Annotated in this window: 9 protein-coding genes, 1 tRNA gene and 2 rRNA genes (1 of these 12 cut by a window edge); 5 read left to right on the top strand and 7 right to left on the bottom strand. The window is 60.4% G+C overall.

Translation table 11 applies throughout. The annotated features are described in order from the left end of the window. Positions 1 to 83: 83 nt before the first annotated feature. The 3 genes from ACWNC0_RS03630 to ACWNC0_RS03620 form a co-directional block, all read right to left on the bottom strand. Entirely contained in the window at positions 84 to 1451 is a 1368-nt protein-coding gene (locus ACWNC0_RS03630; RefSeq protein WP_449469661.1) for an HlyD family type I secretion periplasmic adaptor subunit, read from the bottom strand. Continuing rightward, positions 1451 to 3163, bottom strand: coding sequence for a type I secretion system permease/ATPase (locus tag ACWNC0_RS03625; RefSeq protein WP_449469659.1), 1713 nt, complete (start codon positions 3161 to 3163; stop codon positions 1451 to 1453). Before ACWNC0_RS03625 ends, ACWNC0_RS03630 begins: the two co-directional genes overlap by 1 nt. A gap of 237 nt (positions 3164 to 3400) precedes the next feature. Further along, complete coding sequence (locus ACWNC0_RS03620) at positions 3401 to 4204, bottom strand: SDR family NAD(P)-dependent oxidoreductase (RefSeq protein ID WP_449469658.1); 804 nt, start codon at positions 4202 to 4204, stop codon at positions 3401 to 3403. Positions 4205 to 4358: 154 nt separating this feature from the next. On the opposite strand from ACWNC0_RS03620, the gene ACWNC0_RS03615 reads away from it, so the two are divergent. Further along, the gene (locus ACWNC0_RS03615) at positions 4359 to 5201 is read left to right on the top strand and encodes an SDR family NAD(P)-dependent oxidoreductase (protein WP_449469657.1); all 843 of its coding nucleotides are present in this window, start codon (positions 4359 to 4361) and stop codon (positions 5199 to 5201) included. 1443 nt (positions 5202 to 6644) lie between these two features. Here the strand turns inward: ACWNC0_RS03615 and ACWNC0_RS03610 are convergent. Then, positions 6645 to 7739, bottom strand: coding sequence for a helix-turn-helix transcriptional regulator (locus ACWNC0_RS03610; RefSeq protein WP_449469656.1), 1095 nt, complete (start codon positions 7737 to 7739; stop codon positions 6645 to 6647). 208 nt (positions 7740 to 7947) lie between these two features. Here ACWNC0_RS03610 and ACWNC0_RS03605 point away from each other — a divergent pair, with 208 nt between their 5' ends. The 4 genes from ACWNC0_RS03605 to ACWNC0_RS03590 all read left to right on the top strand — a co-directional run bounded on the left by ACWNC0_RS03605 (position 7948) and on the right by ACWNC0_RS03590 (position 15398). Further along, positions 7948 to 12744: an autotransporter domain-containing protein gene (locus ACWNC0_RS03605; protein WP_449469654.1), complete on the top strand. Its 4797-nt coding sequence runs from the start codon at positions 7948 to 7950 to the stop codon at positions 12742 to 12744. Between the two features lie 656 nt (positions 12745 to 13400). Next, entirely contained in the window at positions 13401 to 13679 is a 279-nt protein-coding gene (locus ACWNC0_RS03600; RefSeq protein WP_449469653.1) for a hypothetical protein, read from the top strand. Positions 13680 to 13980: 301 nt separating this feature from the next. Then, positions 13981 to 14907, top strand: a complete 927-nt coding sequence (locus ACWNC0_RS03595) for an ankyrin repeat domain-containing protein (RefSeq protein ID WP_449469652.1) — start codon at positions 13981 to 13983, stop codon at positions 14905 to 14907. Between the two features lie 347 nt (positions 14908 to 15254). Continuing rightward, a complete protein-coding gene (locus ACWNC0_RS03590) occupies positions 15255 to 15398 on the top strand; it encodes a hypothetical protein (RefSeq protein ID WP_449469651.1) in 144 nt (47 codons plus the stop codon). Positions 15399 to 15521: 123 nt separating this feature from the next. Here the strand turns inward: ACWNC0_RS03590 and ACWNC0_RS03585 are convergent. From ACWNC0_RS03585 to ACWNC0_RS03575, 3 genes are all read right to left on the bottom strand, one after another. Beyond that, positions 15522 to 15598: transfer RNA gene (locus ACWNC0_RS03585), tRNA-Met, on the bottom strand. Positions 15599 to 15683: 85 nt separating this feature from the next. Continuing rightward, positions 15684 to 15798, bottom strand: a 5S ribosomal RNA gene (gene rrf / locus ACWNC0_RS03580). 134 nt (positions 15799 to 15932) lie between these two features. After that, positions 15933 to 16703, bottom strand: a 23S ribosomal RNA gene (locus ACWNC0_RS03575); it runs 2043 nt beyond the window's last position.

Genomic DNA, 16703 nt, shown 5'->3' with positions numbered 1-16703 from the left:
GCTGATACCCTCGAAACGGCCTGCGCCGCGAAGATCATCGGGATAAAGGTGGCACCCTTAAGGGTAAGGCTCCACCAATAGGCTTATTGCTCGCGGAACGACCGCCACATCAGGTCGGTCAACGGATCGAACATATATTGCAATGCCGTCCGCCGCCGCAGGGGCACGACCACCTCCACCGGCATGCCCGGCTTCAAAACGAAATCGCCGCGCGCATAGCGCCGGATGAGCGCGATCTGCTCCGGCGGTATCTGCACTTCCCCCACGAAATAGGACAGGCCGGTCTTTTCCTCGACGAAGCTGTCCGCCGATACCCGCGTCACCCGCCCGTCGATGATGGGCAGGCTGCGCGCCGGAAACCCTGCAAAGCGCACCTCCGCCCTTTGTCCCACCGCCAGATCGTCAATGTCGGCAGGGGAAAAGCGCGTCTCTATCACCACCGCGCCGTTGCGCGGCACGATGTCCATCAACACCTGGCCGGCGGCGATCACGCCCCCCACCGTATGCACCGACAATCCGACCACCGTCCCGCTGACCGGCGCGCGCACTTGCGTCCGCGCCACTTCATCACGGGCCGCCGTCCATTTGGGCAGGACATCGCCCAGCTGCGTTTCGACGTCCCGCAATTCGGCCGTAACCTTTTCCTGCAACCCTTGCTTCGCCTCCAGCGCCTTCAGCCGCGCTTCCCCGGCCATGCTGACGGAGCTGTCGCGCGCCGCCAGCAACCGCGCGCGTTGCCCGATCAGGTCGGCCTTCGCCCGTTCCAGCGCGCGAATGCGGGTCTTGCTGACAAATCCCTTGGCCGCGACATCTTGCAGGCTGTTCAATTCGTCGCTGATCAGCCGTTCCTGCTCGACCACCGCCGCAACCTGCTCGCGATAGCCCAGCACCTGCGATCCCGCCTGGCTGCCTTCCTGCATGGCGACGCCCTGTTGCGTCGCCAGCAGCGCCGATCGCGCGCCCATTTGCGCCCGCTGCGCCTGCATGGCGGCGTCGGCATCGGCGATGTCCACGCCCGTCAGCGACCGGAACTCGACCGGCACAGCGATCGCCGTTCCCGCCAACTCCGCCCTCAGCCGAGCGCGCTGCGCCATCAGCCAGATGGCTTGGGAAGCCAGCACCCGCTCCTGCGCCGTGACCGCCGGTGCGGCAAGACGGATCAGCACGTCGCCCTGCCGGACCTGCTGTCCTTCCTTCACCAATATCGCCGCGACGATCCCGCCGTCGCGATGCTGGACGCTCTGCCGCTGCCCCGCGACGGTCGCACGACCCGGCGCCAGCGCCGCCGCGTCCAGTCGGGCAAACGCGGCCCAGCCCAGGAACAACAGGAAAAACGCCGCCGCAATCAACAGACCAGCCCGCACTTCCCGGCGGATATCCGGACCCACGGCGGGCACCATCCCGCCCTCTCCATTGGTCAACAGGAGCACGCGCCGCGACCGCATCAACATCACGCCCCCTCCGCCGAAGCCAGTGATCGTGTCGCGGTGAGCGCGTTCAGCACCTTGTCGCGCGGGCCATTCATCCGCATGCGGCCACGGTCCAGCACCAATATCCGATCCGCTGGCGCCAGCAGGCTGGTGCGATGCGCCGTCAGCATGATCGCGGCGCCGCGCGCCTTCGCCTGCCGCAGCGCGTCGATCAACCGCGCCTCTCCATCGGAATCGAGATGCGCATTGGGCTCGTCCAGGATCAGCACGGCCGGATCACGGAACAATGCGCGAGCCAGCGCGATCCGCTGCGCCTGTCCCATCGACAGCCCCGCGCCGCCCCACTCCAGCATCGTCTCATAGCCTCGCGGCAATCCCAGGATCATCTCATGCACGCCGCACAATCGGGCGGCAGCGATCACCTCGGCATCGATCCTGTCCCTGTCGGCGGCGGCGCTTCCTTCTTCAAAAGCGAAGCGGGCAATGTTGTCCCGGATCGTTCCGGCAAAGAGCGAAGGCTGCTGGGGCATATAGCCGATATGCGCCGACAGCGCCTCGTCATCCCATTGCGCATAGTCCGCGCCGTCGATGCGGATCGTACCCCGGCTGATCCCTATTGCCCCGGCGGTCAGGCGTGCCAGGGTCGACTTGCCCGCCCCGCTCGGCCCGATCACTGCTACCAGTTCGCCCGGCGCGATGGTGAAGGACACATTGTTGATGATCAGCCGATCCGACTGGCGATCATGCACGGAAATATTCTGGGCATCCACCCGGCCGGTCGGCGCGGGCAAGGCGGTGCGTGGGGCCGGATCGAACTCCCCCTCCAGCCAGATCTTGATCTCCGCATAGGATTCGCGCGCCTGCACGAAACTGCGCCATTGGCCGACCAGCTGATCGATGGGGGACAATGCCCGCCCCAGCAGAAAGGATGAGGCAAAGATCGCGCCGCCCGAAATCTGCCCGTCTATCGCCAGCAAGGCGCCCAGGCCCAGCGCGCCCGATTGCAGCGCGTTGCGCAGGAAACGGCTGACCATCACCCACCTTCCCGCCGCGAAGCTGGCATTGGCCTGCCACTTCAGCATATCCGCCCGCTCGGCCAGATGGCGGCGCACCATCGGGCTGCGCATGCCCAGCGCGCGGATCGTTTCCATCCCGCGCATGCTCTGGTCCAGGCTGGCATAGGATTGGCTCGCCGCCGCATTGGCCTGCGCCAGCGGAGAATAAATCACCCGCTCGCTCGCCCAAGCTATGACAAGCAGCACCACGCTGCCCACCAGCGCCAACAGGCCGATCCAGGGATGGATGATGGTGCACACGATGATGTAGATCGGCGTCCACGGCACATCGAACAGCGCGTTCATGACCGGGCCGGTCAACGCCTGCCGAAGCTGGTCGCATTCGCGGATGGGCTGTTGCCGTCTGTGCTGGCCCGTCGCGGCTGGCGGCTGGCGCAGGGCCGCGGCGATCAGCGTGCGCGCAAACCGCCGGTCCAGCGCGATGCTCGCCCGCACCATGATGCGCGAACGAACATATTCCAGCAGCGACAGCGTGGCGAAAGCCATCAGCACCACGATTGTCAGGAACCCCAGCGTCGTGGCCCCCCGGGTCGGCACGACGCGATCATAGACCTGCAACATGTACAGCGTCGGCGCCAGGAACAACAGATTGGCAAGCGCGCTGAACAGGGCGGCCCACATCACATGCGCCCGCACCGCATTCAGCACGGCTCTCATCTCGCGGCCTCGCCAACGCGCAGGCAAATGCTGCCGACGACGACTGAAACTGGCAGCGCCATCCTACCTCCCCAAAGCGCGACGGTTCAGCCCAACTCATCCCGTCGAACGCGCTACCGATCAACAGCGCAAAGGGATGCAGGGTGGCAAATTGGGTTGGTCAGACAAACTCTTGCGATCGGCCGTGCGACGCGCAGGCGGGGTTTGACCGCCTCCGCGTCGCTCACCCTGTGATGTTCAGCTATCCGGGCCGAGGTCGGGCACCCATGCAGCGCCATTGATATGCGCCCCTCCATCGACGAACAGCGTGTTGCCGGTCAGGTATCGCGCGTCTTCGCTGGCCAGGAAAAGGGCAACGCCGCCGATGTCGGCCTCCGGGTCGCCCATTCGGCCCATCGGATTAGCTGCCGTGGTGGCCGCGGCGATCTCCGGCTCCGTACGTTCAAACTCCCGGTAACCGGCGGAAACGGCGGCGGGGCAGATGATGTTGGCGCAGATTCCGTAGCCTGCCCATTCTCTTGCCGCGCTGCGCGTATAGGCGCGAAGGGCTTCCTTGCCGACATTATATTCGGCGGTCCCCATATGCGCGTTGACGCCGTTGAGCGACCCGATGTTGATGATGCGGCCCCAATGTCTGCTACGCATGTGCGGGAACGCCGCCTCCATCGACCATTTCGCAGCGTAAAGGCACATGTTCATGCAGGATTCGAACTGCGCGTCGGACAGGTTTTCGATGCGTTGCAATCCGCCACCGCTAAAGGCGTTATTGACCAGGACGTCGATAGAACCGAACCGATCGACGCAGGCCTGAACGGCACCGACGACGTCATCACGCACCGTAACATCACATTTGCGGAAGTCGGCATCCACCCCGAGGGCGCGCAGTTCCTCCACGACCTCCACGCCTTTGTCCGCATTGAAATCCGCGACCAGGATCGACCCGCCTTCCTGCGCAAACCGCAGCGCCATGCCCCGGCCAATTCCATCCGCCGCTCCGGTAATCAGCGCCGAACGCCCGGCCAGCCTTTTTCCCACGCTCACGCCTACATCTCCTACATCTATTGCATCGTTCCTGGCGACAGGGTTAATCAAACGATGACTCTTGTCAACAAACTAAGCCTGTGGTTTATCGCTCGGCCATGGTTTACAGGCGATAGTCGGCAAAGTCCGGGAGAGGTTTGGGGGGTATGGCCCGATGATGAAACAGAGTGAAGAAGTTCAACCACCCGTGGCGCTGGTCACCGGGGCGACGCGGGGCATCGGCCGTGCAATAGCCATCGCCCTTGGCCGCGCGGGCTTCGCCGTCGCAGTGACCGGGCGCACCATGGCGGAAGGCGCTGGCCGTATGGAGAGCATGGGGAACACGCCTGTGCCGGGCAGCGTGGCATCGACGGTGGAAGCGATAAGGGCGGCTGGCGGTCAGGCAATGGGCGCGCGGATCGACCTGCTCGATCGCGCATCCATCGATGAAGGGGTCGCGGCGGTACTCGACCGTTGGGGGCGGATAGACGTGCTGGTGAACAATGGCATCTACCAGGGGCCGGTTATCCTCCAACCGATCATGGACGTCGCGCTGGAAGACGCGGAAAGAGCGATCACCGGCAATTTCCTGAACCAATTTCACCTGAGCCAGATCGTGCTGAAGACGATGGTGGCACAGGGTTCAGGACGAATGATCTTCATGACGACCTTGTCCTCCATCGAACCCGCCGCCCGCTCCCCGGGGGTCGGCCTCTTCTATCTTGCGCCCAAGGCAGCGTTCAATCGTATCCCGGACCACATCAACCAGGAACATGGCAAGGATGGGATCAGCGCCTTCCTGATCGAACCGCGCTTCACCATGACGGACACGCTGCGCGCGGCCATGGGCGATCAGGCTGAAACGCTCGGATCGGGAGAAGCAGCGCGCGATCCGGAGGAAACCGCACAGACTGTCGTGTGGTTGGCGAGCCATGCGGACGCACCGAACCTGGCCGGACCAGAAATGATCAACGCGCCGGACTTCTTCACCGAACGAGGGATCGCGCCGCCGGGATGATCCCGGGATTGGCGCCTATGCCGACAGTGCAATAGCTCAATTGGTTGACGCGGCGCCTCCGTCGTAGGGACGGTCCGCTGCAACTTCGTCCCGGCGCTTGGCCTCCAAAAACCTCATCAATGGGCACGAAGGTCGTTAGCAAGCACAGGAGAGAAGTTCCCACTCTGGATGCCGACACAACGCGTGAACCCTCTTCGCCCGTTATCGCATCGCCGCACGGCAGATAGATCCGTCCGGGATCTGGAAAGCTTGATGGCGGCCCATCTTGAACAGCTTGACGCGACGCTTGGCACCCATATCAGCTCCCTGGCCTATGCTATATCATATGTCAGCTGAGAGCGCCTATCTTATCGGCACCGTCATTTTCGGCCTGTTACTAAAGCATTTTCGAAGCAGATGGCATCATCTGCTGGCTCGGAAAATGCGGGAAACAAAAGACAAATAGAGCATGATCCGATTCAGTCTGATCGGATCATGCTCTAGTCTTGCAGGTGTCGCTGCAAATTCAAGCTTGGCGTTTCAGCCCGTGGCTGCATTGGACCACTATTTTCGCCTCAACCACCGCAGGGACGACGCTCGGGGACTATGCCACGCGATCCCCGGCACTCGGTATTTGCGAAATGTGCGATTAACCTCTACTTTCTCCTCCTCCGTTTTGCTGTCGGGCCACGGGGTCAGAAATAAGTTCATCCACTGCGACGCTTCGCAATCTGCTGGAAGTGTCGCGCGGACGCGAAGAGCACGAGCTGTTCGAAGATCTGCTACGCCGACCGGTGTACGCATCGAACGCATTATATCGCAGGGACAAACGACGCCCGCTGACCGCCCTTATGTGCAGGAGTGGGATGAATGGGTGCTGATCCTGGCAGGCTCTGCCGAAGTCACTCTGGAGGGATTTGGGCAGAGAAGCCTAATCCCAGGTGATCACCTATTCATTCCCGCAGGTGTGCCGCATCTCGTGATCTACACAGCCAACCCAACAATTTGGCAGGCCATCCATGTCGGTCAGCCACGGCCGACGGGTAGCAACCTGTGATCTTCAAGTTTCAAAATGCCCGCCCCGGATTTTCAAGAAAAACCTCCCCAGTGGAATTGATCAACATCCATATTCCCTTTGAGAGGCTTCTGTCTCAGGCCCGATGCTGCGACCGCCGAACGCAAAAGCGCTCTGCGTGTTCGCCCACGGTGCTGCCTTTCGATAAGCAGTGATAAAAGGTTCGAGCCGCGACCAAAAGTGCGAAAAACAGCCCGGCCGTCATGATGGCAGCCGGGCCAGTTGAAAGTCTCAACGGCTATGCCGTGAGCCCTCGGGTCGCGAGCTTTCCTTATCGACCTTGCTGAAGTTGGTCATACCCCGACCGGGGGAGAGCTACGGAATATTTCATCCTGAGGGTTGTTCTTAGCGGTCAAGTTGATTGGGCGTTTGGCCGATGCTTCGAGCCCTTACCGCCGGAGCATGTCGCTGAGCATCGCCATCAGATCCATCTCCCGAGAGACCCCAAGTTTGGAGTAAATGGATTTAATCTGGGTCTTGACGGTCTGGGTGCTCGTATCCCGTGCCGCGGCGATCTGATCACGCGTCTCGCCTCTAACGAGGGCCAATGCGACCTCGGCTTCAGCAGTAGACAGACCAAATGCCGCGCGCAAAACAGCAGGGGCAGCCTCGTGCCAGCGCCGGCCTGAGCGGACGATGACAAGAATTTGTGAGGCAAGGCTCAGCCGGTAAGGCTGGGAGGGAAGGCGGCAGATATCAACCACCATAGCCATCTGCTGGACAGCGCCTCCCAGCAGCAACGTCTCGATCCCGAGAGGCTGACGATGCCGCCGCGCGAGGGCTTTCAACAACGCTGCGTCGTCACGTGGATGCGGAAGGCCGATCTTCCCGTCTACTAGCCTAAAACGTCCAGCCGAGAGCAGTGCGGTGGCTTCGGGAGTCTCTCCCTTCAAATCGCCAGCTTCATCGCAAATAAAGATCGGCAGGCCAACATATTCGAGCGCGCCATTCGCCAAGGCCGCGCCGCGATTTTCGAGCGCAATCTGGATTTTGACCGCCCTACGCACATGCGGCGTAATCGCGGCGAAAAGCTCGCGCGTTTCGGCATCGGTCCTGCCGTCTTTTCGACTACGGTTGAGAGCGAGGCCGACAAACCGACCTCCCCCTTCAAGCAATTTGGTCTGGCAGCCGTCCATGATGTCATAGGCGTCGCACATCTCACGATAGAGATCGAAACCAGAGCCGCGCCCGACCGCGCGATAGTCTGCTTCACTGCGAATGACGAAAGGCTGGTCATTGAGCGAGGCGCGCACGCGAACATTGATGTTGGGATCGCCGCGCTCCTGCTGGACGAAGCGCGCGACCTCATCTTGACCTATATCATTGATCCAGTTGAAGGGCACCTCGCCGGGCGCAAAACCGATAAGCTGGCCATAAGAGCTGCCAGTCAGTTCCGCCATGGCCCGCAAAGCGCCAAGCCATTCATCTCCATCAATGGCAGCCATGGCGAAACGCTCGCCCAGCGCCCAAATCTTATCTTCCACCCTGTTTCGTTCCTGTTCCGCGACCCGGTCAGAACGTAAATATCTTTGGCTGATTCAGCGTGAGAGCGCGTGAGCAGCAAGAGGATTTAGGCAGCTCTGGGAAGAAACACAATATTTTAGCTGCGGCGGTCCGATACCCCGATCGGGGGATGCGAACAGGAATGCGTTTTGCTTATCCCCGTCCCCAATCGTCTGGAGGGGGTTTTACATGATCGGCAGAAATTCTGTGCGCGCGCCTATTCGTCTTGGGCTTGGTCTGAGCGTCAGTGTTCTCGCGCTTGGTGCGAGCAGCGCTCTTGCGCAACAGGCGTCGACCTTGACCTGTCCCGACGGCAGCGCCGGTCCACTCTGCGTCATTAGCAATAGCGGATCGACGGGATCGATCACCGGAACACTGGGTACCGCCATCATCGTCAATAACAGCGGCACGATCGCTGGCGATCCGGCAATCAGCGCCGGCCAGGCCGTCGTTCTCGCGGTCAATAATGGGAGCGGTGGGATCATTGGCGGGGGTACGAACGCGATCATAGCACCTGCCCGGACCGGCATTCCCTTGCTCAGCTTCAATGTGACCAACGCTGGCGCGATCAACGGCAATGTGTCCTATGTCGAACCCACACCGACTGCGCCGCAAAACCCACTGGCTGGCGCGGTTTATTATTATGTGTCCGATGGCGGTACATTGAACGGCAATCTGCAGCTCGGCACGGGCTTCAGCACCGCCAATTTTGTCCAGCGCGGCAGCGATGACGGGGTAACCGGAACCATTGCCGCTGGTGGCGGCATCGACATCTACACGCACAGCTACAGCCAGTCACAGTCGCTTGAGCTCGGCGCACGCGCGCTGCCCACGACCTTCGAAATAGAAGGGTTCGAAGCACGAGGCGCCGCTACCACGCTGACGCTGTCAGGACAGGGAACATCGATCAGCCTGATGGGCGATGGCAACGTCGTCAACAACGGCACGATCAACCTGCTCAACACTGCCGGCCTCTATCCGCAGGGCGTGACCATCGTTCCGGCTGCGATCGGCTATTATCAGCAGCGGTTTGCGACCTTCCAGCGCTCCAATGTGCCGCCGGGCACAGTTCCGCTCTACACGCCAACCTATGGCGATGCCCTCACCAGCTTCATCAATGAAGGCGCCATCAATGGCGACATCCGGATCGCTGCGGCGAGTTTCGTCAACAATGACGAGATCAACCTCGCTACCAGCGGCATCGGTTCGATCATCACGACTTCGGCAGGGGATGATTTCCAGTTCCGCAATACAGGAACCATCGAGACGACTTTCACCGGCTCGCGCTCTTTCACTACGGACATTGAGCGGGAATTTGATAGTGGCGTGAACGCGGCCGTCCGAATCCGCCAGGCCCTCGAGACCAACACTCTGGCGGGCGCAACCATTGAAAATAGCGGCATCATCACCGGCGGACTGGATGCCAATGTTGCGGCGGATGTCTTCTCCTTCACTAATAGCGGCTTAATCGCTGGCATCGATACGAATGGCTATTTCCAGCGCGGCCTGACGCTTCAAGTCGGGGCACTGGACCTGGTGCTGCCGAATGCCAACGACGAATTCAACGCGGACAACGCCTCCATCATCAACACGGCGGATGGTGAGATCAGGGACGGCTTCTACGCCGCGGTCGCTTCTCAAAGCCTCAATTTCGAAAACCACGGCACGATCACGGCTTCGGCGCGTGAGGGCGGTCAGGCACTGCTCATCCGCACTGGCCTGTTGCAGGATGATGGTCCGGGTGACGACGATGTCGTGGACACCGCTGCGGAGAACTTTGCCTTCACCAACACAGGCATCATCGAAGGCGCGACCGAGGTGAATATCGCCAACCGAGTGGCGAGCTTTGACAATAGCGGCACTGTGACGCGCACCGAACTTGCCATCAATCAGGCTGATCCGCCGCGCTTTGGCGGCATGTCGGCCTTTGACGTGGAGTCCGAGACCGACGAAAGCCAAACGATCACGTTCAACAACAGCGGCAACATCCTCGGTCAGGACAAGGGCGGCTCGGGCCTTGTTCTCGGCGTAGAGGCTGGCGATGATGAGCTCGTTGGCAATCCGGCGGCCAGTGCGACAGTCAATCTCGTCAACGGCGGTACGATTAAGGCGACCGGAGGCGCAACGGTAACACCGGGCCAGTTCATTGGCCTTGGACAGGACACCGCCTATGTGTCGCAGATCGCGGCGCTGGGCGTGGATGTCGAAAGTACCGGCGCTGGCACAGTCAACATCGAAAATCTGGAAGGCGGGCTTATCCAGGCAGGCGGCGGACTCACCGCCGTGGTGCGTGCGCAGCCCCAGGGCATTCCGCAACCGGTCTGGGTCTACAGTTCGGTCGCCAATACCGAGGGCAGCCACACTGTCGCTGTTGCTGTCGCGGCCAAGACGGTCAACATCGTCAACAGCGGCACTATCCAGGGCGGCGCTGGCACCGATTACTTCCCCAACACGCCGATCATCGACAATGCGATCGGCCAGCCCAACGGCTATCTTGCAGGAGCCATCCATACCAGCGGCAATCAGCTTGAGGATGAGAGCGGCTACCTGCCCTCGACCGATCATGTGACTAACACCGCCACCGGCGTCATCATCGGCTCGATCGACCTGAACGCTGGCGATGACCGCATCGACAATGCCGGGCAGATCAGCGGCGATATCTACATGCGCGAGGGCAATGACACGATCGTCAATGCGGGCACCATCACCGGAACGGTACGGATGGGCGAGGGCAATGACAGCTTCACGCACCTGTTGAGCTCAGCCGTCCTGAATGGAACGGTCGATGGCGGCGCGGGGGAGGACACGCTCTCCTTCGATATCACCGGCACGACCTATACCGGGTCGATTGATCCATCACTCCATCAGCTGTTCGCCAGCTTTGAAGTCGAGAAGATCATTGGCACAGGCAAGGTCGTCGTTCAGCAGACGGTGGAAGTCTCTGGCGGTGGTGAGCTGAACTTGACTCAAGGGTCGAGCATCGTCGTGGCGCCGGGTCAAACCGCGATCAGCGGCGGCACGCAAAGCGTCAGCATCTCAAATAGCGGCGAGGTCGTTGGCAATGTGGACCTCGGCGAAGGCGACAATCTTCTGACCAACGCGACCGGTGGCTCCATCACCGGCAATATCATCACCGGCAACGGCGCGAACACGATCAGCAACCAGGGCGGCACGATCAACGGGAATGTCGTGGCTGGAAGTGGCACCGACAGCCTGGTCAATAGCGGCACTATCTCGGGCAATGTCGATCTTGGTGCGGGCGCCGATATGCTGACGATCGGCACCGGCGGCAGCTTCGGCGGCACGGTTGCTGCAGGCGGCGGCACCGATGTCCTCGCCTTCAATACCGGCAGCAGCTATGCGGCCCAGACGACGATCGACGGTTCGGCGTTCACCGGCTTCGAGCAGGTGAATAACACAGCAGGCGTCAACAGCTTCACCGGCGACCTCAATGTCGAGGAAGTAACCGTCTCAGGCGGCCGCTTCATCGGTCAGGCAGGATCAACTTTGACCGGATCGGTTGATGTCACCAGCGGCGGTACTTTCGGCACCGCAGGGACTGTCAGCGGCGATGTTACGATCGGCACGGGCGGCACGCTGTCGCCGGGCGCATCTCCTGCTATCATGACGATCAATGGCAATCTGACCATCGCCAACGGCACGACCACCACCTTCGAATTCGTTCCTATCGGGCAGAGCGATCAGATCATCGTCAATGGCGGCTCGGTAACGATCGGCGATAACACGACTGTCAATCTCACCGGCTCGCTGACACCTGGCGCGTCGCGTGACCTGATCGTGGTGAACGGCGGCGGCGCCATCACTGGCGACTTTGACGTCGTCAATCGTGATCCGGGCATTGTAGGCGTCCTCCGCAACAATGGCTCCGCCTTGCAGTTACTCGGCACCTTCGTGGCGCCCACCGGGATCTCCACCCAGGCCAATGCTGCTGTCGGCTATGTCAACGATCTGCTGATCGCGGGAACCGCGAGCACTGCGCTGATCAATGCCGTTCCGACACTGTTGAGCGGTGGCACCGCGAATGCAGCGGCCTTCGGGCAGCTGACGCCAGAAGCTTATGCCAGTGCGTCTCAACTTGGCGTGGAGCAGGGACTGGCGCTCGCCAAGGCGGGCCGCGCAGGACTTGCCGAAACCACGCGCGAGACCGCGGGTCTCTTCAGCTTCGCGCAAGGTCTGGGCGACTGGCGCACGCTTAAAGGTCGTGGGTCAGTTGGCACATCGACGGCCAAGAGCCACAGCTATGGCGTCGTTGGTGGCATCGGCTTTGGCAGCGCGACCGGATCCATCGGCGCGTTCATAGGCTATATCGACAGTCGCCAGACGATCGCGCGCCTTGGTGCACGGACGAACTCCGATGGCCTGGTTGCAGGTCTTTCGGGTCATTTCATGAGCGGTGGCTTCGACGGGACAGTGACGATCGCCTATGATTGGAGCGAGGCGAACACCCGCCGGGCGGTACCCGGCGCCACCGCCCTCTCCGGCGACTATCGCCTCCGCAGCTTGGTGCTCGACGGTACGGTCGGCTACAGCTTCCCTATGGGCAGTTGGGGGGTCCATCCCGAAGTGGGCGTCACTCATATCTCCACCCGTCGTGGCTCGGCGAGCGAGACAGGCAGCGCCGCTTTCGCCCTGTCTGTGGATGGCAAGAAGACCAGCGCGACCTTTGTCGACGGCGCCATCAAGCTGAAGGGTGGCATTGGTGAAAGCACGATGTTCCACCCATGGGCATCGGTAGGTCTGCGTCACCAGCTCGAAGGTGAACGCTCCGCCGCTCGCGCGGGGTTTGTCGGCAACGCCGAACGGTTCACGGTCATCGGGGCGGGCCGGAAGGAAACCATGGCAACGCTTGGCGCTGGCGCTAGCTATGACCTTGCTGCGGGGCTCAGCCTCTATGGCGCTTATCAAGGCGAATTTGGTGGAGGTCAGAGCCACAACGTCAACGTTGGCGTGCGCTTCGCCTTCTAATAGCAAGCTCTACGAGAACTCTTGAATTCGCAACGGCGCTGCTGACCGCAAGGTCGGCAGCGCTAACTTTATAGCGCTTTCGGGAGAAAATCGCCTTGAGAACGCCCAGCACGACACATGCTCGTTCAGGCCGAGTAAGCGTTCCCGATTCCAGCCGTTTATTCATAATCACGATCCCGTCAGATTACCCTGATGCAGCAGGCCGGAAATTGACAGCGCTTGCGGTGCCGAGGGTTTCCGGGGGCGCGCTCTCTGCCGTCAGTGCTTCGCGACGGGGAAATCTGCGAAACCAGTTTTGAAGTTCCGTTGCGTCCCACATAATGACGCCAGAGATCCGATCAATTCTAAGAGATAATGCTGAACATTATAACGGATTAATCAAGATCATTGATCTATTTTAATAATCGGAATGACGTACTCAACAATTTCGCTTCGAGGTTCAGTACCCGGGAGAGTGGATTTCTTTTGCAACGCTGCTTGCTTTTTACTTTTACTTGATATTCCATCTGCCAGAAGAGAATTACTGGATTTTGTCTGCTTTATGACTACAGGGGGAATTCTGTGCGTTTCCATGTTCGCGCCGCTGCAGTTGCTGCAGGTCTTTTGCAACCGGCCTGGCCATCGTACCGGCTGAGGCTGGCACTGGATGCAATGGCGTGGTCAACATCTTCGTCTGGGGCTGCGCTCCCTGGGACAATAATAATGGGCCGCAATTCCCCTATCACCGTAAGAAGCAGGTCGATATGCGCGTACCTGCGGGAGCCAAGGTCCACGTCAAGGACGGTGCGGCGGTTGTGGAATTTAACGGCCAGAAATATCCGATTGTCGGTGGCGCAGGGGTCGTTTCCGCGGGCGGCGCTAACGTTGTGTCAGCCGGAGGGGCGAATGTCGTCTCGGCTGGCGGCGCGAACATGAAAGTTTGGGTGCAAAACTGAAGCTGCATCTCGGGAGGATGGCGAAGATCTCGGCCGCCTTGGCTTTCACGGCGACCGTAGGTTCATTAGCCCCCATCGCCTACGCGGTTGCAAGTGTCCGTTGCTGCGCGAGCGCGGGCGGCGGAGCCGCATGGGCCGGCTGGCTTTTGATCGGTTTCCTCGTCTTTCTGGCAGGAACCGCTTCAGCGGCCCTTACTGCGGCGATCGCCGGGTTCTGCACTCGCGGCGCGTGGCGGCGGTGCAGGAAACAGTCATGAACGCGCGTATTGCGACCGCACCTCGCTGAACGAGGTGGCAAGGGATGGGTGCGCGCCACTTTGGGGGAGTAGATAAATTGATCCGTAAAATGCTGATCGGCCTGACGGCCTTATGTATGGCTTCTGCCGCTGTCGCCGGCGATCCCTTCGATGATGCACGCTATTATCTCGGCGTTAAACAAAATGCGGAGGCGCTGAAGATTGTCGATAGCGGGCAGTTCGATGTGAACATGCAAACCGAGGAGGGATATAGCCTTCTTCACTATGCAGCCGACGCCGGCAATCTCGAGATGGTAAAAGCGCTGCTCGCTCGCGGTGCCGATCCAAGCCTAAAATCACGATCCGGCAGCACGCCTTACCAGATGGCTATCGGTACCATGGTGCAGGCAGAGATCCGCAAGGCCATGGCCAAAGCTTCGACCGTAGCGGGAATAACAGGTCAGGTGGGAGCCGCTGCGGGCGTCCGCTCGCAGCCAACTACGTCTGGTGGAAATGGCATGTGCGCAATGGTGCGCGCGGAACCCGTGAATGACGGGCGCTCCCCTGCCATCCGCCCGTTTCTGAAAGCGAAGGATGCGATCTGGTACAATCATCCCGACGAACTCGTCGGATTGATCGAGGACTGTGTAGGCGTTGACGATCAGGATCAATATGGCTGGACGCTACTTCACAATGCAGCCGATCGGGATCGGGTTGCCTTGGCCAAGATCCTTCTGGATCACGGAGCTAAGCGGAATATTCGCAACAAGGATGGCCAAACCGCGCCCCAACTCGCTACCTCGCCCGAGATGAAGGCGCTGCTGGGTTCTGCGGTTGTTAAGCCTGCCACTACAACGGCGCCCGCAGCCAGCCGCAAGGTGGAATGTCAGCAGAAATATCGGGCAGACGCTGCTCTCTCCTCCGACACGACAGGGAAGATGCGCGCCATGCGACGATGGCAACAGTGCCTGGATACAGGCCGTTACTGGTGAAACTCTTTGAGCCGCTGACGGATATCCCTGACGGTTTTTAGCCTGCATCCGGCATTAAGCCGAGCGGGCCCTGTCCGGCGCAGGCGCACCTATGGTGGCCAGGTCGAGATGCTGTGTGGCGCCTTGGCAGCATTCGGCTGGTCACGATTACGGCCATCTCCATGGTAGGTCTGCCTACGGCAAGGCGGTAAGAACAGATGCCGATATCATCGCGCTGATCTCGGCGCTCACCGAATTGCGCGGTGCGCAATCCAACCCGTGTAATTTGCCTCCGACGGCTTATCTGCAAAGCGCTTCGGGTGACAAAGCCCTTTTCGGCCGCTCAACGGTCAACTTTCGCTCCTTAAATGCGGGAACGTCCGGTTCCACCGCGCTCACTCACCACACGGCTCAAGGAGCTGGGGGCCGAAGAGGAACAGCTGCAACGCGAATTGGCGGAGCTGCCGGAGCGCACGCGGGCAACTGCCGGGGCGGCAAGCATCGCCGACTAGAGTTGCACGGCGACCTGTTCCAAATGGTCGCGCTTACTGAGGCTGCTGTTGCTGGAAGCGTCAAGGTTCAGAACGCACGAAAGGCCCAGTTCCATGGAACTGGGCCTTTAAGTGGTACACCGTTGGTTGCGGGAGCAGGATTTGAACCTGCGACCTTCAGGTTATGAGCCTGACGAGCTACCGGGCTGCTCCATCCCGCGTCACCAAAGGCAAAAGGGCGGCTTTATGGGCCGCCCTTTTGTGAGATTGTGATGGGTTTTTATTTCCAAAAGCGCAAGCTTCAATGCCTGGCGACGCCCTACTCTTCCGGGGCTTGAGCCACAGTACCATCGGCGCAGTCTGGTTTCACGGCCGAGTTCGGGATGGGATCGGGTGGGTCACAGACGCTATGGTCACCAAGCAATGAAGCTTGCGCTTTGGGTTATAATCGATGCCGTGCACGGTATGTGGTGTTTGTATTTGTTATCTGGCTTGAGGTGATCACCACGCTCAAGGACTGACGCTGTTTCCAGCATTGTCATTGATGGTGGGACTCTCAGGCGCGATCAGAGCAATTAGGACCGGTTAGCTTCATATGTTACCACACTTCTACATCCGGCCTATCAAGGTCGTGGTCTACGACCGCTCGAAGAAATCTTATCTTGAGGGAGGCTTCCCGCTTAGATGCTTTCAGCGGTTATCCCGTCCATACATAGCTACCCTGCTGCGCCCTTGGCAGGACGACAGGTACACCAGAGGTATGTTCAACCCGGTCCTCTCGTACTAGGGTCAACTCCTCTCAAATTTCGACGCCCACGGCAGATAGGGACCAAACTGTCTCGCGACGTTCTAAACCCAGCTCACGTACCACTTTAATTGGCGAACAGCCAAACCCTTGGGACCTGCTCCAGCCCCAGGATGTGATGAGCCGACATCGAGGTGCCAAACGATTCCGTCGATATGAGCTCTTGGGAATCATCAGCCTGTTATCCCCGGCGTACCTTTTATCCGTTGAGCGATGGCCCTTCCACGAGGGACCACCGGATCACTATGACCGACTTTCGTCTCTGCTCGACTTGTCAGTCTCGCAGTCAGGCGGGCTTATGCCATTGCACTCTAACAGACGGTTTCCAACCGTCCTGAGCCCACCATCGCGCGCCTCCGTTACTCTTTAGGAGGCGACCGCCCCAGTCAAACTACCCGCCACAGAGGGTCCCTGCACCGGATAACGGTGCGAGGTTAGACATCAGAAAACAACAGGGTGGTATTTCACCTATGGCTCCACGACAACTGGCGTCATCGCTTCAAAGCCTCCCACCTATGCTA

This window comes from Sphingobium chungangianum, from assembly GCF_977014255.1.
Note: the sequence above shows the minus strand (reverse complement) of the source record. Positions and strands in the feature narration are given on the sequence as shown.

Coding starts and splice junctions, on each gene's coding strand:
- ACWNC0_RS03625 (WP_449469659.1), bottom strand. CDS start 3,163: ATGAGAGCCGTGCTGAATGCGGTGCGGGCGCATGTGATGTGGGCCGCC.
- ACWNC0_RS03605 (WP_449469654.1), top strand. CDS start 7,948: ATGATCGGCAGAAATTCTGTGCGCGCGCCTATTCGTCTTGGGCTTGGT.
- ACWNC0_RS03595 (WP_449469652.1), top strand. CDS start 13,981: ATGGGTGCGCGCCACTTTGGGGGAGTAGATAAATTGATCCGTAAAATG.
- ACWNC0_RS03615 (WP_449469657.1), top strand. CDS start 4,359: ATGATGAAACAGAGTGAAGAAGTTCAACCACCCGTGGCGCTGGTCACC.
- ACWNC0_RS03630 (WP_449469661.1), bottom strand. CDS start 1,451: ATGTTGATGCGGTCGCGGCGCGTGCTCCTGTTGACCAATGGAGAGGGC.
- ACWNC0_RS03590 (WP_449469651.1), top strand. CDS start 15,255: ATGCGGGAACGTCCGGTTCCACCGCGCTCACTCACCACACGGCTCAAG.